At 57.8% G+C, this 18,172-nt stretch carries 19 protein-coding genes; 6 read left to right on the top strand and 13 right to left on the bottom strand.

What is annotated here, in order from left to right; translation table 11 throughout:
- Positions 1 to 130 precede the first annotated feature (130 nt).
- Positions 131 to 946: a DUF4344 domain-containing metallopeptidase gene (locus tag CHC01_RS10440; protein ID WP_089264218.1), complete on the top strand. Its 816-nt coding sequence runs from the start codon at positions 131 to 133 to the stop codon at positions 944 to 946.
- Positions 947 to 1,431: 485 nt separating this feature from the next.
- Here CHC01_RS10440 and CHC01_RS10430 read toward each other — a convergent pair whose 3' ends face one another.
- The 8 genes from CHC01_RS10430 to CHC01_RS10390 form a co-directional block, all read right to left on the bottom strand.
- Entirely contained in the window at positions 1,432 to 1,902 is a 471-nt protein-coding gene (locus CHC01_RS10430; protein WP_089264217.1) for a hypothetical protein, read from the bottom strand.
- Positions 1,886 to 2,809, bottom strand: coding sequence for a DUF2950 domain-containing protein (locus CHC01_RS10425; RefSeq protein WP_089264216.1), 924 nt, complete (start codon positions 2,807 to 2,809; stop codon positions 1,886 to 1,888). The genes CHC01_RS10430 and CHC01_RS10425 overlap by 17 nt, the downstream gene beginning before the upstream one ends.
- Positions 2,806 to 4,434 (bottom strand): DUF3300 domain-containing protein, encoded by a 1,629-nt coding sequence (locus CHC01_RS10420; RefSeq protein WP_089264688.1) that lies wholly within the window; start codon positions 4,432 to 4,434, stop codon positions 2,806 to 2,808. The genes CHC01_RS10425 and CHC01_RS10420 overlap by 4 nt, the downstream gene beginning before the upstream one ends.
- Positions 4,435 to 4,550: 116 nt before the next feature.
- Positions 4,551 to 6,452, bottom strand: a complete 1,902-nt coding sequence (locus CHC01_RS10415) for a sensor histidine kinase (protein WP_089264215.1) — start codon at positions 6,450 to 6,452, stop codon at positions 4,551 to 4,553.
- A gap of 374 nt (positions 6,453 to 6,826) precedes the next feature.
- Entirely contained in the window at positions 6,827 to 7,630 is an 804-nt protein-coding gene (locus CHC01_RS10405; protein WP_244558296.1) for a DUF2092 domain-containing protein, read from the bottom strand.
- 87 nt (positions 7,631 to 7,717) lie between these two features.
- Positions 7,718 to 8,137, bottom strand: a complete 420-nt coding sequence (locus CHC01_RS10400; RefSeq protein WP_176454551.1) for a hypothetical protein — start codon at positions 8,135 to 8,137, stop codon at positions 7,718 to 7,720.
- Positions 8,138 to 8,148: 11 nt separating this feature from the next.
- Positions 8,149 to 9,381, bottom strand: a complete 1,233-nt coding sequence (locus CHC01_RS10395; protein ID WP_089264213.1) for an HlyD family secretion protein — start codon at positions 9,379 to 9,381, stop codon at positions 8,149 to 8,151.
- Positions 9,374 to 9,817: a hypothetical protein gene (locus CHC01_RS10390; RefSeq protein ID WP_089264685.1), complete on the bottom strand. Its 444-nt coding sequence runs from the start codon at positions 9,815 to 9,817 to the stop codon at positions 9,374 to 9,376. The genes CHC01_RS10395 and CHC01_RS10390 overlap by 8 nt, the downstream gene beginning before the upstream one ends.
- A 158-nt stretch (positions 9,818 to 9,975) precedes the next feature.
- Between CHC01_RS10390 and CHC01_RS10385 the strand changes: the two genes are divergently transcribed.
- Together CHC01_RS10385 and ppk2 are read left to right on the top strand one after the other, a co-directional pair.
- Complete coding sequence (locus CHC01_RS10385; RefSeq protein ID WP_089264212.1) at positions 9,976 to 10,431, top strand: hypothetical protein; 456 nt, start codon at positions 9,976 to 9,978, stop codon at positions 10,429 to 10,431.
- Positions 10,432 to 10,467: 36 nt separating this feature from the next.
- A complete protein-coding gene (ppk2, locus tag CHC01_RS10380; RefSeq protein ID WP_089264211.1) occupies positions 10,468 to 11,268 on the top strand; it encodes a polyphosphate kinase 2 in 801 nt (266 codons plus the stop codon).
- Positions 11,269 to 11,311: 43 nt separating this feature from the next.
- On the opposite strand, the gene CHC01_RS10375 is transcribed toward ppk2, so the two are convergent.
- From CHC01_RS10375 to CHC01_RS10360, 3 genes are all read right to left on the bottom strand, one after another.
- Positions 11,312 to 11,746 carry a hypothetical protein gene (locus CHC01_RS10375; protein WP_089264210.1) on the bottom strand — a complete coding sequence of 145 codons (435 nt, stop codon included), beginning with the start codon at positions 11,744 to 11,746 and terminating at the stop codon, positions 11,312 to 11,314.
- 335 nt (positions 11,747 to 12,081) lie between these two features.
- Positions 12,082 to 13,674 carry a SulP family inorganic anion transporter gene (locus tag CHC01_RS10365; protein WP_244558295.1) on the bottom strand — a complete coding sequence of 531 codons (1,593 nt, stop codon included), beginning with the start codon at positions 13,672 to 13,674 and terminating at the stop codon, positions 12,082 to 12,084.
- 68 nt (positions 13,675 to 13,742) lie between these two features.
- The gene (locus tag CHC01_RS10360; RefSeq protein WP_244558294.1) at positions 13,743 to 14,396 is read right to left on the bottom strand and encodes a YoaK family protein; all 654 of its coding nucleotides are present in this window, start codon (positions 14,394 to 14,396) and stop codon (positions 13,743 to 13,745) included.
- Between the two features lie 170 nt (positions 14,397 to 14,566).
- Here CHC01_RS10360 and CHC01_RS10355 point away from each other — a divergent pair, with 170 nt between their 5' ends.
- Together CHC01_RS10355 and CHC01_RS10350 are read left to right on the top strand one after the other, a co-directional pair.
- Positions 14,567 to 15,451 (top strand): alpha/beta hydrolase family protein, encoded by an 885-nt coding sequence (locus CHC01_RS10355; protein WP_089264206.1) that lies wholly within the window; start codon positions 14,567 to 14,569, stop codon positions 15,449 to 15,451.
- 21 nt (positions 15,452 to 15,472) lie between these two features.
- Complete coding sequence (locus tag CHC01_RS10350; RefSeq protein WP_244558293.1) at positions 15,473 to 16,090, top strand: invasion associated locus B family protein; 618 nt, start codon at positions 15,473 to 15,475, stop codon at positions 16,088 to 16,090.
- A 22-nt stretch (positions 16,091 to 16,112) separates the two neighbouring features.
- Here the strand turns inward: CHC01_RS10350 and CHC01_RS10345 are convergent, their stop codons facing one another.
- Positions 16,113 to 16,730 carry a response regulator transcription factor gene (locus tag CHC01_RS10345; RefSeq protein ID WP_089264684.1) on the bottom strand — a complete coding sequence of 206 codons (618 nt, stop codon included), beginning with the start codon at positions 16,728 to 16,730 and terminating at the stop codon, positions 16,113 to 16,115.
- Between the two features lie 306 nt (positions 16,731 to 17,036).
- Here CHC01_RS10345 and CHC01_RS10340 point away from each other — a divergent pair, with 306 nt between their 5' ends.
- Positions 17,037 to 17,720 (top strand): helix-turn-helix domain-containing protein, encoded by a 684-nt coding sequence (locus tag CHC01_RS10340; protein WP_089264204.1) that lies wholly within the window; start codon positions 17,037 to 17,039, stop codon positions 17,718 to 17,720.
- Here the strand turns inward: CHC01_RS10340 and CHC01_RS10335 are convergent.
- Complete coding sequence (locus CHC01_RS10335; protein WP_089264203.1) at positions 17,698 to 18,156, bottom strand: potassium channel family protein; 459 nt, start codon at positions 18,154 to 18,156, stop codon at positions 17,698 to 17,700. The two genes, CHC01_RS10340 and CHC01_RS10335, sit on opposite strands and share 23 nt — an antisense overlap.
- Between the last annotated feature and the right edge of the window lie 16 nt (positions 18,157 to 18,172).

Genomic DNA, 18,172 nt, shown 5'->3' with positions numbered 1-18,172 from the left:
GAATCGGCTTACCAACATGTCGCCACAGCCCAGCCCTCGACAATCCTATCGGACGAACGCTTCGGACGCGATACGAAGCGGCTTGTTGAGCCGATCGCTTGCCCCAGTAACCGCAATACTCCTCGGCGCCATGGCCGCCATCGGCAGCGTAGATGCTGCGCCGCGAGCCAAGTCTGACCAGATCCGATACAAGTATGTTCGGCCAACAGATCCGTCGCACCAAGCGATCTACGATCAGATCAAGCAAGGCCGAGCCCTTGAGCTCCTGCAGCAATTGCTGAGCCCTCTCCGCCTTCCCCATCCGCTCACACTCAAAGTTGCGAGTTGCGACGGCGTTCCCGATGCCTGGTACGGAGATGAGGTCGTCACGTTGTGCTACGAACTGCTGGCAGAGATTCTGAAGAATGCGACAACGCGCGATCTCCCTGCTGGGGTCTCCAAAGCCGACACAATTCTCGGTCCAGCGCTCGACGTTTTCCTGCACGAGACCGGACATGCTGTTTTCGACATGCTGCAAACCCCTGTCCTCGGCCGGGAGGAGGATGCGGCCGATCAGTTCTCCGCTTACGTCATGCTCCGGCTCAGCAAAGCCGAGGCCCGCAGAATGATCCTCGGCGCAGCCTATCTTCGCGCAAAGGAGCTTCCGGAAGCGGAGCCCCTGTCCTCTCGTGATAAGTTCTCGGACGAGCATTCGATGCCGGCCCAGCGAGCTTTCAATGTTTTGTGTATCGCTTACGGCGCGGACAAGAAGCTGTTTGCCGATATCGTCGCAAACGACATTCTGCCCAAGCAGCGAGCCGAAACCTGCGAGATCGACTACGACGATCTCACATTCGCTATGACGGCCTTGATCGGTCCGCATATCGACAAGACTTCAGCCAAGAAATTTCATGAGGTTTGGACGAGAACCGTCAGCGCCCGCCGTACGCGTCTGAATCGCCAGTAGGATAGATTTTATCCTCGTCCTGCTGTAGTCGGTCATCCCGGCGAATCGGCGTTCACCGTCTCCCAAGAAGCGATCGTCGAAAACCACTACCCCGAGCTTCTTTCTCGCAACCGAAACTTCCCGTCATGCCTCGCCCGTATTTTTTCTGCCGCTTGAGGTAATAGACCTCGTCGCGATAATCGAGCCAAACAACAGTATCTTCAAGGCAATGCTCCCGCGCCTGCGTCTCATAGCGAAACGAAGTAAGCGGGAGAGCAGTGACAGCAGACGGCGCGAGCAGCAGAAATGCGAACACCCAGGGGCACTGTCGGCAGATCAAGGCCTTACCGCGAATAGTGGATAGTTTACGTGACCGCACTAATCCCCAGCCAATTTCTGCGGACCACCCCAAGAATGGATAAGGCCTTTCAGGCGCTTTCGATAAATTCATGCTGAGTGCGCACCTCGTACGAAATCAAACCGATTACGTCGTGACTATCTGCTCGTCACTCCTTCAGGGAAATCGTGATCTGGCCGATATTTCCAGCAAGCTCCACTCCCGCGCGGGGTCCGCGCAAGGCAATCCGTACACCCTGCCCATTCGTTAGTTGAACGCCGCCCATCCCGCCAACGAAGGCGCCTCCGCCCCCAACAGAGCTATAGGTGCCGGCAAAGTCCCCGATCTGCCTTATGCCCGAGGCCCATCCTGTCAGTCGAATGACGGACACTCCCGCTGCAAACCCGAGACTCAGGCCGGATACCCTGAATGGATAGTCCCGGCCGCGATATGTCACGATGCCGCTGCCGCCGCCCGCTCCCAAGACCAGCCCCGCCTTCAACAGCTTTACCCGAACATAGCCGGATGCCTGAGCCCGGGACGGTGTCACCGGAACAGTCGATGTGAGCAGTACAACCGCCGTCAGATGCATCACGAGCAGACGCAAAGCAGATATCCCGCGCTCACGGCTTTTCTGCATCGACTTTCTTCCAGGTCTGGTCCGGATCGAACAGGGACATGCGCCTCACGATCCGGTCGGTCTGCGGTCCGAGATCCTTTTCGTAAACCGTCCCGGCATGATTGACCACGAACGTCTTGACGCCGGAATTTCCGTATTCGGCAGGCCAGGCGATTAGCCCATAGCCGCCGATCATCTTGCCTTTCACCAAATAGATCAGCGCGCCGCCGGGAGCATTGGCCCCCTGTCCTTTCAGTATGCGGAAGTAGTAGCCGTGATACGGCTGCGGCTTTTCACCGACCTGGTAGCCTTCAGTTGAAGCTTCTGCGACCAACGCACCCAACGGGCTCGGATCGCCATCATCACGCCAAAACAGCCCGTCCTTCTTGCCCGGCGTCGATACAATCCGCTGTGCATAAACGCCAGCGCCCTCGCCGCGATCCTTCTCGGCATATTCGTTCTGGGCGTCGACATAGGCGAGACTGGTCTGGATCGCATCAAGTTCGTTACGGCCGATCCGGCGATACAAGACCTCGATGCGACCCTCTTCAGTATCGAACTCCCAACCTGTCTTGGTGTTGATGAGTGGAATCGGGAACGGAAAGTCGTCCGTACCGAGTATCAAGGTAGCTCTCTTGTTGCCCTCCGTCTTGATCGCATGCTTGGCGTCATACATGGATGTGAAGCGCAGACGCGTGTCAGCGTCGGCCACCTCGTCACCGGACGACACGATGTCATCGGCTGCCTTGCCGAGGACCTTTAGAATATCGCTAGCGCCACCCTTGACCGCGACGGCGAGCGCCGCTGCAGCAGCCTCCGGCGTTGGAAAGGATTGTTGCGCTTCCGACACCGAGCCCATGAGAGCCAGCGCCACGACAGCCGCCGCAGTTGTCGATGCAGCACGATGGATTGACGTCCAAACGATCATGGCGACACCTCCGAAGGGATTTTTGCGCCATTTGCAAGCCAATCCCGATAGGTGCGGAACGTCAGACCGAGCGCCTCATACTTCACCCGCAGGTAGCCGTCGCCGCCCCGCCTCACGGCGTCTGGCACCACGTTTTCGACTTCCTGCGCGATCACGCCGACATAGGCCTTCTGGCCGCCGAGATAGCTGAAGCGATAGTAGCCGAGACCGTTGGCGAGATGGCCGAGCAGGACAACGTCATGCTTCAGAGCGATGTCAGACCGCCGCCCACCGCCGCCGCCACCTCGGAAACCACCACCGCCACCGCCACGGAAACCACCACCGCCACCGCCATGAAAGCCGCCGCCTCCGCGCGCACCGGCGAAGCTTGCGCCGCCGCCGCGCGGCATGCTCGCCATGCTGGCCCGCCCGCGTGCAGACGCCGCCGCCGCCGCGCGGCCGGACGACACATTCATTCCGCCGCCACGATTTCCACCGCCACGCCCGGCCGCGCCGGCCCCGCCGCGGTTGGCAGTCTTCGCACGATCACCGCCGCCTTTGGCGCGATTGCCAGCCTTCGCGCGATCGGCGCTGCCTTTGGCCCGGTCCGCAACGCCGGCGCGATCTCCACCTCCCGGCCGATCTCGTGTTCCGGCGCCAACGCCGCCTCGATCTCCCGCGCGATCGCCTGCGCCCTGGTTCGGACGCAGCACCTGCTGCCCGTCGCGACCACGGAAATCCATCCGGTTGGAGGCGCCCGCCTTCAGATTGTTGTTGTTGAAGCGCTGCTGAACGTTGGCGTTGTTGTAGCGCACGCCCTGGCGGTGCGCCGGATTGTGCTGCCAACCGTTTCCAACATTGGTCGTGCGATGGTTGACATAGACGTTTCGGTTACCCCAGTTGAAGCCACCGCCCCAGTAGTTGCCCCAACGCCCGATTGCCCAGGCGGTGCCGAAGGCGACACCCGCCGCGACAACACCCGCGCCGATATAAGACGGGTACCCGAAGTAATACGGTGGATATTCCGCATAGGGCCAGGTCCCGTACACCGTTGCCGGATCGTAATACGGTACATAAACCGCCACAGGATCCGCCTGTTCGATCACGACCACCTGTTTGCTTTCCTGGGTCTTAACGCTGACCTTTTGCTGCTTGGTGGTTACGAGCTTTTTGTTGTCATAGGCTTTCGCCCGCAGCCGCTGGATCGCATCCATGACATCCGGCTGTTGAGCGAGCACCGCATCGCCGAGGCTCTTTGTCCAATCGACCTTGTCGCTCATCATCGCCAGGACGTCCGGAGTGCTGACCAGGGCCTTGACGCTGTCGTCCCACGCCTGCTTGTCGACCGCTTCCTTCAGCGCGTCCCCCTTGAGCGACTTGCGTTCCTTGGCCCAACGATCCGCCTGCACTACCTCCAGCGGGTAGGTCGATGCTGCCAGGACATTCGCGAGCAGTTCGTCGGGATAAAGCGCAATGGGTGCGACCAGCGCCTCAAGTTGCTCTGGCTTTAGCAGCTCGGCGCTCGGCGTTGGTTGGCTCGCCGGAACGTCTGGAGCGGCTGCCTTATCAACCGTCTGGGCCAAGACAGCGACAGGGATCGCCATCGCCAGTGCAAGCGCGAACAGAATCTTGCGGCAGCAGAACATCACACCCTCCTTCGGGGTCCCCTGCAGCAAGCATCGACGGAAGGGAGGAATCTCCTTTGATCAAGATCAAGGAAAGCCGAATTTCCAATGACCGCGACGTTGGAGGATCTCTGACTTCATGCGGTGGACGACTGCGCGAGAGCGAGTGGGATTTTGATCACAAACAACGCGCCGCCTGATACTTGATTTGCAGCAGAGATCTCCCCTTGGTGCGCCTCTACGATAGTACGTGCGATGGCGAGTCCCATACCCAAGCCTTGCGCCTTGGTCGTGAAGAACGGGTTGAAGATGCTCCGGATATCCGCGACCACGATCCCTGGACCGGTGTCGCTAATCTTGATTTCGGCGTGCGCGTTCAGCCGGGCCGTCGATATGTTGACTTCGCGCTCTTTATCGTCGGCATCGGAGATTGCGTCCATTGCATTAATGATCAGGTTGAGGATGACCTGTTGCAGCTGAACCGGATCGCCCTTGACATACAAATCGCCCGAAGCCGCAGCGAACCTTAACGCAATGCCGCGTCGATCAGTAACTGCTTCTACAAGCCCGATCGCCTCCCGCACCGTATTGTTCAAATCGATGTCCCGGACCTCGAACGGCGTTTTCTTCAGTACGCTGCGAAGTCGGCGGATCACTTCGCTGGCCCGTTGATCGTCACGCCTGATGTCGGCAAGGATTTCCCTAACTTCGGCGAGATCCGGAGAGGTGCCCTTCAGCAACAGATCTGCTGTCTCTGTGTTTGTGAGAATGGAGCCAAGTGGCTGGCTCAACTCATGCGCAATAGAGGTCGTCAACTCTCCAGCAGCCGAATAGCGGTTGACGTGAGCAAGTTCCGCCAGCCGCTGCCGGGACTCGACCTCAGCAAGACGCCGTCGGCGACGTTCGTGCAACAAGCCGCTGATCAACCCCGTTTGGATCAGAATCACGGCTGCAATCAGCAGAATCGGCCAGCGATACCGCTCCCAAATATCGGGCTCGCGAAACAGGACCTCGCTGCCCGGCGGGAGATTACTCTGGTTGATGCCCCAGCGCCGCATTTGCCGCCAGTCGAATTTCGGAGCAGAGAATTCAATCGGCTCGACTTTGATGTTCCCCGGCTTCTCGCCACCAAGGATTCGAATCGCAGCGTTGACAGTCTGCTCGCTCGTTTCGGCGATAGAATGCATCGGGCCGCCGACCGTTTCTGGATCGAAAAAGGCCTCTTGGTAGGAAAAGATCGGCGCATTGGCGACGGCGTGAAGGCTACGCAAGGCAAGGTCGCCTTCATGGCTGACACCGGCAGCGTCGACAGACATCAAGCCCCAGAACAGGACGGTGTGCGGCGGAAGCGCAGACGCTCTCTTGAGAATTTCCGTGAACGGAAGATCGGCATAGTAGATAAAGGCAACGCGGTTCTCTAGCGGCTTCAGTTCCCTTTTTAGCTCCTCAAGCCAAAACTTCTCCAACGCTGAGGCACCGATCACAACGGCGATCGTCTGAGTTTCCGGCATGACCTGAAGAACATTCCTGAACGCGGCCAGAAAATCATTGCGGACCGAAATGACGGTGTCGTTGTCCGTGAGTTCCACGCGGTTCACCAACCGCTGCTCCACCACCGTCAAAACCATCGGCGTTCCGGGGAAAAGCTGCTCGCGATACTTCTGAACGAACCTTGCGGCCGGCGCTCCGATGCTCAACACGATATCGGGTGGACGGCCATCGTAGAGCGATTTCAAATAGTCGACGAACGGTGCTTCCGGGCCCGGGTTATTGAACCTCGCCGTGAGCAGCGCGTGTTCCTGGATGTCCAGCGGCCACGGCGAAAGCCGCTCGAGCGTTGCCTTGATGCTCCTTGCATGCTCGCTCCAGGGGCGAAATTCCCGACCGAATGAATGAAGTACCAGCACGCGCTTAATGTCACTACGCTCAGTAGCTCCGGCAATGTCGAACGGAATTGACGCCCACAGCAGCGCGCAGACACACAGTCGTACGACCAGGCGTAGTCGATCCGTGACAGCAACGGGGATGCAGCGGTTCATCGTCTTCCCCAACCGTCTGAGACTTGCGAACAGTCGCTATGACACAGTGTCAGCGTGTGCGCATTTCCGCAACAGCCGGGCTAGGCAGCGCTGACGTCAACAGACCGTCGTGACTCGCCCATAGGCGTCCACGACTTGCCTGCACGATGAGCCATAATAGACGCCCGCGGCGCCGGCCGCAGCACCCACTGCAACGGCTCGGCGGGTGGTCCGGCGCGCTACCCCGGCATAGCTCATCGGTGTCAGCGGCCGCCCAACCCTCGCTTCAGCGACGGAGAACACCCCATGTATTGTGACGTCTCGGCCGCTCCAGCACCATCCCGTTACAAAGGACATGAGCGCGACTGCTACCATGATCACTTTTCGCACTGATTTCATTTTTTTGCTCCTGATGGCGTACCGGGGGGAATTTCGTCGAACTCTGCCATTGCGCCGGAATCCAGATCGACCTTCGTCGCACCGGCCGGTGGCTTGAATACAAATGTGTCGGCCTCCACGACGGCGTCATTCTTCCAGTCCCTGATCCTGAGCGTGTATTGCGGTGCCCCGGTCACCGTCTTGCTGGTGATCACATATTTTCGAGGAACAGGCCGTGCTCCACTCTCGATCCAGATTTGCCAATCGATATCCGCGCCACGAAACGCCAGATGTTCGCATTCGACGCCGTCGATCATACCTTGCCCAATGTGTTGAGCCTGGACGACATTGGACATCAACACGTCATAGGTATTTGTAAGCAGCAAGTCCGTGCCTGGCATCGCAGCGCCCGATTTCGCTTGGATCAGATCGACAAGCTGATCGATGGACCCCACAAGGTCGGCCTGCACATATGCCTTGGCATTGTTGCCATAGATCGACGCAGTCTTTCCGTCGTAGATAAAGTCGACGTCGGTATAGCCTCCCGTTCGGCTAATCCGGAGCTTGTCCGGTCGCGAGAGCTGCATTCTTCCAGAACTCGTAAACTGGATCTTCTCCAGCTCGGGAGTCACGACCTCGATATCACTTTCGAACGTTGCGGAGATCGACTTTTGCGCTGCTGTATAGTCAGCCATCGCCTTGAGCAATTTCGCCGGATCGTCCGCCCTCGCCGGCTGGGCCGCAAATGCGACGGCAGCAGCGACCAGCGCCACATTCACTAGGTTATTGGGCTTATTACTCGCTGACTTTCTCTCATTCATGGCGTAACTCCATTGGTCAACTCTATCCAGCCACCCCGCGCGGCACTTTCTGTGATCAAGGCAATCGCACCGTCGGATGCTAATCCGCTATATATCGCAACGATGGTAGGACACTTTCATATCCACCATTCCCGGAAACTCTCGAGAGATCGTATTTTCATCGACCACGTTGAGGATGAACTGGACGTGTGAAAGCATAATGCTCGAGGCGCAAGCCGCGATCAGGTTGATCGTTTCATTACTTTCCTTCTTCGACTTGATCTTGCAGATCTCGTGTTTTCCCCTCAGACGATCTGCTTCGGCGATGAAACCGCCGCCGTATACGCCGGAGAAATTCGTGAACGCGATCTGTTTCGCACGCCCCTTGCGCATAAACACCTTGTTGCATTGGTCCGCACTTGTCGCCCACGCACCAGCAAGCTCGATCGCCTTTGCGCTCCGCGGTGACAACACTGCTGAGGAAGCTGAAATCACGGCAACAACGACAAGTCTTTGAAGTATAGCCATACTCTTTCCTCTCAATGACCGCTCAATACCAGTGTCTTGATTGGCAATAGCAGCGCCTGGATTCGCAGCAGCAATGCATGCACAAGTCCGGTCGCATCTACGGCATGCAGGGCAAACCCCTTCAACGCTCCAGTTTTTGGATCGGCAATTACGTCATGATTATTGGTGTAGGCATTAACGATGCACGCGCTGCCCGGCGTAACTCCCTCTAATCCACCTTTGTAAAGCGGCTCCAGGAAGACGAGAATCGAACCGGGTCTTTGCAGGTTCTGCGGATCAATCAACAGCTCGCCACTCCGGAACTGCCCCGCGGCAATGAAATCCTGCACACTTGTCACGACTAACGGGATGATGGTCCACGGCTTCGAGATGCAGGTGGCTTCCGCAACCATGCCAGGCTTCATGACCTGAGCCTCAATCTGGCCAAAGCCGGCCTGCAAGCTGCGCCGACCCGCTCCGTCAGGTATCAACACTCCGGCCGGACGCATAAGTTGATTGACGACGTCGCCGGTGCGAATGAGAAATTGCTCAACACGGCCGTCGACGCCGGCACGCACATAGGTCTTGTCGACATCCACCTGCGCTTGCGCCTGTGCAGCCTCGGCGCTCGCTCTCTCCGCCGGCAAGAGCGTCGAAACACGCAGTAGCGAAGATTCCCTCGTGGCGCTCGCCACATCGATACCGGACTGCCGTTGATCGACCAGCACCTGCAGCTTCTCGATATCGCGCTGCGGCACGATCCCGGGATTCCGACGTTGCAGCTCGGTCTTGACCTCCAGCTCATCCTTGGCTTGCTGGTGCGATGCCCTCGCCTCTCCGATCTGGGCGTCTGCCTTAGCGATGTCGGTTCGCGCCGAGATGAGGGACGCCTCGACCTCAGCGATCTTTCGCTTGGCGGTCTCTAGTGCTGCGTCCTGCTTGGAACTATCCAGCCGGAACAGAACATCGCCTTTTTTTACATCAGCAGTGAACCCAACATTCACCTCCGCGACACGACCCGAGCCTTCAGGTAGAATTGGTACCGTCCGGAAGTAGATCGCCGCCGACGTAGTGGACGGATGAAAATAGAAGATCATCGTGATTAGCCCGAGCGTCAGCATCAGGCAGCCGGTGATCCCCCACCTCAGTTCATACCAGACAGAGAAGAACGTAATCTCTTTGCCGAACCGCTTTCCCTGCCGATAGCGGCGATAAAGATAATCGGGAAGGATGGTAACCAGCGAACAGATCATGAGTTCAAGCATGGTCGTGCACCCCTTGCCTTATCGAGGGCTGAACATCGGCCTTGGCGCCGGTTACAGGCTCAACCTTGGCTTCAGCGGAAAGCGTGCCCGGCGTCGCATTTGCGATTCGCTCCACGGAATCCGCAATGCTGCGCATCGGCGTACCGAAATCCGGCAGGTCGATCATGGCGAGCAACAAGCCCGCGATCCAAAAAATATGCATGTGAGTGAACAGCGAGATCAGACCGAGGACAGCGACGATCTCCATCTGCAGTTTTTGGCTTTTGTGCGCCATGCGCTCGGGCAGGCTGTGCAGTTTCCAGTATAGCGTACCCGCCCACAGCAGCGTCGCTACGAGAAAAACGCCCATCACTACCATCAGGGTATCCGCTCCGTCGGCACCGGGAACGAAGAATGGCAGATGATGAGGAGCTGCGGGGTGCAACTGTTCGCTCAAGTCTTCTCTCCCTTCCGGACGCCCGGGCGCTCCGCAGCCATACGCTGCACCGTGCCTCCCCCCGGTGCGGTTTGCTTGATTTGGATCAATAAAACACGATCGGCCGTCCATAACCTTGTGACAGCGCCGAAGCCGACAATCACCAGGAGCCATCAATCATGTCTCGTAGCATCGACGATCTCATCCCCAACGCCACGCAGATCCGTAAAGAGGCCGCCCTCAAGGAGGCCGAAGCGGTGGAAAAGTACGCACGCCTCGCCGCGGCGGCTGAGGCCGAGAAGCGCGCGCTGATCGAGCGACTCAGCCAACCGTCCGGCAAGAGCGAAGCCGAAAAGGTTCAGCTTGCATCAACCATAATCCAGCGGGCGGTTCGAAACGGTTTGACGGAAGTTCAGGTCTATCGCTTTCCCAACTCGCTGTGCACCGACAAGGGTCGCGCGATCAATCAGCAAGAAAAGGGATGGGAGAAAACACTAACGGGAATTCCAAGTGAGATATTTCAGCTTTGGAGCGACTATTTGCAGCCACGCGGCTATCGCATCGGTTACCAGACCATCGATTATCCGGGAGGAATACCCGGCGACATTGCCATCACAATTTCTTGGGGAGATTGAACGTGGTTCGCATCGGATTCATGCTGGAGCTGTGAGATGTCAGCTGACGTGCCAAGGGAGCGATTAAAGCGCAAGGACTACGAGAAGGAGCTGGGAAAGCTCCAGGTCGAACTCTGCCATTTGCAGGACTGGGTTAAAGCCAATAATTTAAAAGTCATCGTTCTGTTCGAAGGACGCGATGCCGCTGGCAAGGGGGGCGCCATTAAAGCCCTCACCGAAAAGGTGAGTCCGCGGGTCTTCCGCGTCTGCGCCCTGCCAGCACCGTCTGACCGTCAAAAGTCTCAGCTATTCCTTCAACGCTACATCGAGCAGTTCCCGGCAAGTGGCGAGATCGTGATCTTCGACCGAAGCTGGTACAACCGCGCTGGCGTCGAGTATGTGATGGGTTTCTGCAGCCCGGCTGAACACAAACGCTTCTTGGAATTGTGCCCGCTGGTCGAGAAATTCGCTGTGGATGCTGGGATCATCCTAATCAAGCTGTGGCTTGAAGTCGGTATGAAGGAGCAGGAGCTGCGCTTCAAGGCACGCATCGAGGACCCTCTCCGTCAATGGAAGTTAAGCCCGATGGACACCGAGTCATTTGGGCGCTGGTATGACTATTCCCGAGCGCGCGACATGATGTTCAAGGCGACCGATACAAGGCATGCGCCATGGCGATTGGTCCGCTCCGACGACAAGCGGCGGGCTCGGCTCAACATTATATCGCATATCCTCAAGACGATCCCATACAAGAAGATTGCGCGAAAGAAGATTAGGCTGTCGAAGCGTTCCAACAAGGGCCGCTACAACGATCAGGTCAGCCTCCGTCGGATGAAGTTCGTCGAAAATCGTTACTAAAAGAAACGAGGCCGCGCAGTGCGCAGCCGCGTTCGACGCCGGCTTACTTCAACCGTATCGTCACGCCGCCAACAGCGGCGGATAGTTCAGCGCCAACTTTGGGGCCGCTGAGCTGCAGGATCACGCCATTGCCATTCTGCAATTGCACGCCTCCAGCGCCACCCACCACCGCCCCACCCGCTCCGACCACTCCATAGGTGCCTTCAATTGATGTGGGCCCCTTCAAATTGATCGCGCGTCCGATAAGCTTGGTGGTAGATGCACCAATCGTGAAACCCACGCTCATGCCCGAGACGGTAAAGGGATAGGTTTTTCCGCGGTACCTCAACACGCCCTCGCCGCCGCCGACCCCGACAATAAAGCCACCCTTGGTAAATATCACGGCAACCTGGCCCATATCCGCGCTTGATGGCGTGGCGAAGCCGACGACCCCAGCAAGCACCGCGACTGCAACGGCAAAGACGCTAAATTTTCGCATGGTTCATTCCCTTCTGGTTGTGAAACTGACTTCTTGGGCCAAGATCATCGCGAACTATCCGAACACGGTGAAAAGTCGGCCGGACATGGCATGGCCGACCGGGAAGCCAATCCACGGTACCGAACTCTGGATCTCGTGCCGAGGAAGCCGATAATCGTTCCCGCGGCCAATGTCAGCAGATCGGTTGTTGCGGCGTTGCCGTCCTTGGACATGTAACAAATCCGGGATGTTGATGGCGTGTAGCCAATGCTGAAGCCGTTCCCAGTGGCGCCTGTTGATCCAAGTCAATGCAACGTGATGTTGTGAACGACGCTCCGCTTGGCACCGCAACACGGTCAACCTTTCCTCAGATCGTCGAGTACACTATCCATCCTTCGGGTCCAGTTGGCGCTGTCGGTCTTCTCCGCGAGGCCATCAGCCTGCAAAACATCTCGGACTTGCCCGCGGGCGCCGACGATCTGAAAAGCGATGCCGCGCGAGACAAGTTCGCCATGGAGGTCGTGAAGCATTTTCACGCCCGCAAGATCGATAAAGGGTGAGGAAGAGAGCCCGCAGACCACAACCTTGGTGTCCGGTGATGCGCGAACCTTTGCCATCACATTCTCCATCGCCGTTTCCGCATTGATGTAAAGTAACGAGGCCTCTGGGCGGAAAGCGAGAACACCAGCAAGGGGCTCTACGTCAGGGTATCGCGCACTATCGGCATATCGGCCTGTTCCTGGTAAGCGCCCGAGAATTGCGACGTTTGGCTGCGAGGCACGCGCCAGTAACAGAAATATGGACGCTAGCGTAGCCAGCAGGATGCCCTGAAGGATGCCCAGCATCAGCACGGAGACAAGGGCGATCGCCGCAGCATAGAAGTCGATCCGACTGATACGCCACATCCGCATGAGCGCGGCGATGTCAACTAGTTTGTAGACAGCCGTGCAGACGATCGCAGCAAGTACTGCCTTAGGCAGATTGGTCAATATCCCCGTGAGGAAAAGTAGACAGATCGCCAACGTGGCTGAACAAATGATCAGAGCGAGCGGCGTTTTCGCGCCGGCCTGATCATTAACGGCGGATTGTGACAATCCTCCCGCAACAGGGTAACCATGGCCGAGCGCTACCGCCAGATTGGCGGCGCCCAACCCCAGAAACTCCTGCCGAACGTCGATGGGGTAGCCGTGCCTCGCCGCAAAACTTCGCGCACCTGCGACGCCTTCGACATAGGCGAGCAACATGATGCCGGCAGCGAGAGGAAATAGTTCATCGAATTCAAGAAGCCCGAAGGTCGGCATGGCAAGGCTCGGCAAGCCCTTCGGAATTTCGCCGGTGACGGGAATGCCAAGCGCCGGCAAACCGAGCGCTGTCGCGACAACGATCGATAGGATGACGACTGCGAGACCTACCGGCCTACCGGGCAATAGACGCTCGCCCTGGAGCAGCAGGATCGCAACAAGTCCGATCGCAAGCACGATCCAGTGAACACCACCGAGCTGCCCAACAAGCACGAAAAGGCGATCGAAGAAATTTCGCCCGCCACCAGCAACGCCAAATAGGCTCGGCAGCTGCGTCATGATAATGGTGAGACCCGCGCCAGCCTTGAAGCCAACCAGAATGGTGTCGCTGATCAAGCGTACCAGCATGCTTAGTCGAAAGATCCAGGCAATCAGGCAGAGAGCCGCAACGCCAAGGGCTGCTACACTCGCAATCTGCGCATAGCGAAGCGCATCGCCTGCCGCTAGACCCCCGACCGAAGCGGCGATCATCAGCGAAATCGCCGAAGTCGGCCCGACAGCAAGTTGCCGCGAAGAGCCCAACAGGGCATAGCCAATGCCGCCCAGCATGTAGCCATAGATCCCGATCTGGGGCGGCATGCCGGCGAGCGCAGCATAGGCCAACGACACCGGGATCGCATAGGCGGCCAGCGTGACGCCAGCGATCATGTCACAGCGAAGCCAGTCAGCGCGATATTCGGCAAGCCAGCGCGTCGGCGGAAAGATCCCGTGCGACCTCATGCCTGCTCCCTTCGATCAACGCGATCCCGCATCACGCCGCGGAATCCGCCGCAGCATAAAAGAACCAGCAGCAACGCACCGACAGGAACGGTTAGAGTGAGTGCTGGCGACCGCTCTGTAATGAAAGCACCGACAGCGGCGCCTGTGCCAAATGCGGCGCAAACTCCCATGAATATACAGGACTTACGCAACAGACCGACCTGGATATCTCCAGCAACCAGTGCGACCGCTCCCTCAATCGCCTGGCGAAAGTTTCCTGTGATCATCACAGAGCTGTAGTTTGAACCCTCAACCTTGGTGAAAATCGAAGTCTGCATTGCGGCCACCATCGAGACGCCCAGCGTGCCCGCAACATCAGGCACGCGATTGTGCAGCACACCGACAAGGATCAGAACGCCAGCTTCTACGAGAATGCTGATCGGGCCGACTCGATCACCGACTGCACGCCGCAGCCATGAGGCGATCACCACGCCGACGACGAAAGCGAAGAGCGATGGCACGAAGTGAAATGCCTCCGTCCACTTCCCGGCCGTCGCTTTTACCCATAAGAATACCAAGTTGGCGGTCTGCGCATTTGCCAGAACGCCATGCGTAATCCACGTATAGGCATCGAGATAGCCGCCTGCGAAGCCCAGCAGCAACGCGACCATCAGGGTCTCTTCGCGGCGCATCGGCACATTAACCGCACGTATCGCAGAAATACTCGAGCTCATCGGGCCAACAGGCGCTGGCTCCGGCAATGAGGATTGATCTGAATCAACTGCCTTCAGAATTTTGGCTGTCGGATCGCGACATGAGGCGATCCGGAAAGGCACCCACCATGCATGCCATTCACGCGTTCGTCACGGCGGCGCTTCTTATATCCATGGCCTCTGCCGCGCCGATGCAAGCGGCCGACAAGCCCGACGCTGCGCGCATCCAGGAAGAGCTCTGGGTGCTGCCGCTGCCGTTGCCGATGTTTGCCTATCTGGTGCGCCCGACAGGCAACGGCCCCTTCCCGCTGGTTATCATGAACCACGGCGTCTCGCTCAATCCGACTGACCGCGGCTTCTTTCCCCTGGTTGAATTCCGCGATGCGGCCAAATGGTTTGCGAGGCGCGGTTATCTGGTGGTGGCGCCGGTCGGCACCGGATATGGGGCATCCGCCATCGACATTCCCGAGCGTGCCATCTACGGCCCTTTCTTCTCCAAGATCGGAAAATGCGAAAATCCAAACTTCCACGACGCCGGGCTTGCAGTCGCAAAAGTTAACCTCTGGATTATTGACTATTTGATCGCAGAAAACCGCATCGTGCCGAAAGATGTCATCGTCGTTGGACAATCCGCCGGAGGTTGGGCATCCATTGCGCTATCGAGCGTAAATCCACCACAGGTTAAAGCGATCATTACTTTCGCCGCCGGCCGCGGTGGCCGCGTCGATGGCAAGCCAAACAACAACTGCGCGCCGGACAGGCTCATCGAAGCGACGGCAGATTTCGGCCGCACATCACGCATGCCAATGCTGTGGATCTACATCGAAAACGATACGTTCTTCGGACCAGCACTGTCGAAACGTATGCACGAGGCCTTCACGGCCGCCGGCGGTAAAGCAGAGTACCGCTTGATACCGCCTTTTGGTGATGAGGGGCACTTTCTCATCGGATCGCCGGAAGCTATCCCGATTTGGTCGCCAATTGTAGCGAAGTTTTTGGATGACCAGAAATGAGACCAATGCCGGAGGTCAGCTGTGACATATTCCGATCCCAATAAACCACAACGCAAGCATCCGTTGAACCCCTTCCGAGCGCTCCTACTTGCGGCGCTGGCGAGCCTCACGTTCAACAAACCCGCAGTATCCCAACAAGACCCGGCGGCCACCGCTCCTGACGGGGAAGTTCGCTCCCGCGGTCAGCGCCAAGTGAAGGACATCACCTTCGGGGGCTGGAGCAAAGTCTGCTTCAAGCCTGGCGGGGCAAAACCACTTTGTCGCACATCGATCACCGGTACTTTTCCGACCGGTCAAATGGCGGTTCGGCTCGACATCATCGAACGCGAAGGCGATGCCGCCAAGCGGATACAAATATTCTCCCCCGTAGGTATGTACCTGCAAAAGCCGGTTGAACTCACGATCGATCAAGGCGTGACTTACAGAGTTCCGTACACTTGGTGTCTGACCAATGCCTGCATCGCAGGAACTATCGCCGAACCAAGCTTGGTAAAACGTATGGCAGAGGGACAGATTCTGCATCTGCAGTTTGTGGATTCCAGTCTGCTACGACTGACGACTTCGCTAGCCCTTGGTCGCTTCGCCACCGCTCATGAAGGCCCGCCCACGCAGATGTTTAATCAGGATATCGATGAATAGTGAGAGCTGCGGCCGCTGCGATTCAAACTCGGTCGCACATCCCCAGCCGCTCTGCGAGAGAAACGAGTTCGGCGAGTGAAAGGACACGCATTTTCTCCATTACCTGATGGCGGTGCGCTTTTATCGTGCGCTCCGTCGTTCCCAGACTTATGGCGATTTGCTTGTTGATCTTTCCACGTACCACTAGATCGAACACCTGTCGCTCACGTGGCGTAAGAGATGAAACCAACAGGCGACATAAGGCGTTTCTCTCTTGCTGACCTCCCGTAGACTCCTGGCGCGCTAGCGCACGCTCAATCGCATCAATCAACTGCTGTGATGTCACGGGCTTGGTCAGGAAGTCTTCCGCGCCGGCCTTGATCGTTCGCACCGTTACCGCGGTATCGACATGTCCCGTAAGGAAGATGATCGGCATACTCGAGCCTAGCTCGATCAAGCGGCTCTGCAATTGCGGGCCGTTAAGTGCCGGCATCTGAACATCCAGCACGATACACGCGCGCGGACTAACGTCTGGCAATCGATCCAGAAACTGCTGTGACGAAGCATATACCGCAACCTCATACCCGGCCACCCTGAGCCGACGTTCGATCGCAGCTCTAAAGGACGCGTCGTCATCCACTACATGGATCAAACCAGGCATTTTGCCCTCTGAGATCAAGTTTCTCTAATGACAATCACAGCTCTGCAATTTTCTGCCCGACGGACCTTCGCATTGTCTCCTATCGATCATGCGAGTGCGCCGTCCATCCGCTCAAATGATTCATTCCAAGCGTAATGCCCTTGGCGACGTAAGGCCTCGCGCATTGTACTTTGGGACAATGACCTTTGGACCAATAGCCTAAGGTTGCACCCTAGTCTTAGATCAGCTCTAGAGGAAGCGAAAAGCTCAACACTTCCCTGCAATGCAACGTTGCTCTGGCGATCATTTGGTGAGGGGAGTTGACCCATGTTTGCTCGCACGACTACGAATCCGACGCCTCGCCCCAATTCCCTCCGTGAGTTCGGCATGGCCAGCGACTCGAATCCCATCGTCAGCTTGAATGAGTTTACTTACAAAAAGAGCACTGAGATCTACGGGGAGAAAGAGCCTGCAGAGTACGTATATCAGGTGAAATCCGGTGCCGTGCGAAGCTACAAACTGCTCTCCGACGGCCGCCGTCAGATCGGCGCATTTCACCTCGCCGGAGACATCTTCGGCCTTGAGAACGGTGGCGAGCATCGGTTCACTGCGGAAGCGATTGTAGACACCACTGTTCGCCTCATTAAGCAACAAAGTTTAGAGATCGTGGCTGAAAGCGACGCCATGGTCGCGCGCAACTTGCTCAGTATGACCACAAGCAATCTGCAACACGCGGAGGATCACATGCTTCTGCTTGGCCGCAAGACCTCGCTGGAGCGGGTCGCGGCCTTCCTGCTTGAGATGGACAAGCGGTTGTCTGCCGCGGGCACTATGGCCCTGCCGATGTCACGCCGCGATATCGCCGACTACCTGGGCCTAACGCTGGAAACTGTTTCCCGCGTACTGTCGCGATTGCACGAACTGAGGACTCTCGGTTTCATCGGCAACACTCAGCGTCAGATTGTACTCCTGGACCGAAGCAGACTCGCTAGTCTGGATCTACAGGGCTGAAGCCGCGCGCACCGATCGCGGCAAGATGATCCAGCGTCTTACGCAACACTTCGAAGAGGACCGCAGTCGACCAACCAAACATCAGAATGCCATTCATGGCGGTCATCGGCCCGATCAGCCGCCAAGCTTGCACCGGCGTTATATCGCCGTAGCCGAGGGTGGTGTAGTTTACGAATGCGAAATAAAGAAGGTCGCTGTCGTCTGGGGCAGCGCCGACTATTGCATAGGCCAGCGCCCAAGCGAGCATTTCCAGCGTATGTGCAATCATCAGCACGGCAGCGACCCCAACCATCACGGCCATCAGGTGAAGTCTCGGTCGCGTGGTGTGCCGTAGCCCTGCTGAGCGGGCGATGCCCACCGCACCAACGGTGACCAGCGCATGAACCATGATGGTGATCACGGTAACTATCGTGCCGACGAGGAGCTGAATTGCCATTGCCTGCCCAGATCCC

It is taken from the genome of Tardiphaga sp. OK246, assembly GCF_900188215.1.
GTDB lineage: Bacteria > Pseudomonadota > Alphaproteobacteria > Rhizobiales > Xanthobacteraceae > Tardiphaga > Tardiphaga robiniae.
The sequence above is the reverse complement of the archived record's forward strand: the minus strand, read 5'-3'. Positions and strand labels throughout refer to the sequence as shown.

Bases quoted from the DNA above. Each gene is read 5' to 3' on its own strand.
- CHC01_RS10440 (WP_089264218.1), top strand. From the start codon at position 131: ATGGCCGCCATCGGCAGCGTAGATGCTGCGCCGCGAGCCAAGTCTGAC.
- CHC01_RS10430 (WP_089264217.1), bottom strand. From the start codon at position 1,902: ATGCAGAAAAGCCGTGAGCGCGGGATATCTGCTTTGCGTCTGCTCGTG.
- CHC01_RS10425 (WP_089264216.1), bottom strand. From the start codon at position 2,809: ATGATCGTTTGGACGTCAATCCATCGTGCTGCATCGACAACTGCGGCG.
- CHC01_RS10420 (WP_089264688.1), bottom strand. From the start codon at position 4,434: ATGTTCTGCTGCCGCAAGATTCTGTTCGCGCTTGCACTGGCGATGGCG.
- CHC01_RS10415 (WP_089264215.1), bottom strand. From the start codon at position 6,452: ATGAACCGCTGCATCCCCGTTGCTGTCACGGATCGACTACGCCTGGTC.
- CHC01_RS10405 (WP_244558296.1), bottom strand. From the start codon at position 7,630: ATGAATGAGAGAAAGTCAGCGAGTAATAAGCCCAATAACCTAGTGAAT.
- CHC01_RS10400 (WP_176454551.1), bottom strand. From the start codon at position 8,137: ATGGCTATACTTCAAAGACTTGTCGTTGTTGCCGTGATTTCAGCTTCC.
- CHC01_RS10395 (WP_089264213.1), bottom strand. From the start codon at position 9,381: ATGCTTGAACTCATGATCTGTTCGCTGGTTACCATCCTTCCCGATTAT.
- CHC01_RS10385 (WP_089264212.1), top strand. From the start codon at position 9,976: ATGTCTCGTAGCATCGACGATCTCATCCCCAACGCCACGCAGATCCGT.
- ppk2 (WP_089264211.1), top strand. From the start codon at position 10,468: ATGTCAGCTGACGTGCCAAGGGAGCGATTAAAGCGCAAGGACTACGAG.
- CHC01_RS10375 (WP_089264210.1), bottom strand. From the start codon at position 11,746: ATGCGAAAATTTAGCGTCTTTGCCGTTGCAGTCGCGGTGCTTGCTGGG.
- CHC01_RS10365 (WP_244558295.1), bottom strand. From the start codon at position 13,674: ATGATCGCTGGCGTCACGCTGGCCGCCTATGCGATCCCGGTGTCGTTG.
- CHC01_RS10360 (WP_244558294.1), bottom strand. From the start codon at position 14,396: ATGGTCGCGTTGCTGCTGGGCTTCGCAGGCGGCTATCTCGATGCCTAT.
- CHC01_RS10355 (WP_089264206.1), top strand. From the start codon at position 14,567: ATGCATGCCATTCACGCGTTCGTCACGGCGGCGCTTCTTATATCCATG.
- CHC01_RS10345 (WP_089264684.1), bottom strand. From the start codon at position 16,730: ATGCCTGGTTTGATCCATGTAGTGGATGACGACGCGTCCTTTAGAGCT.
- CHC01_RS10340 (WP_089264204.1), top strand. From the start codon at position 17,037: ATGTTTGCTCGCACGACTACGAATCCGACGCCTCGCCCCAATTCCCTC.
- CHC01_RS10335 (WP_089264203.1), bottom strand. From the start codon at position 18,156: ATGGCAATTCAGCTCCTCGTCGGCACGATAGTTACCGTGATCACCATC.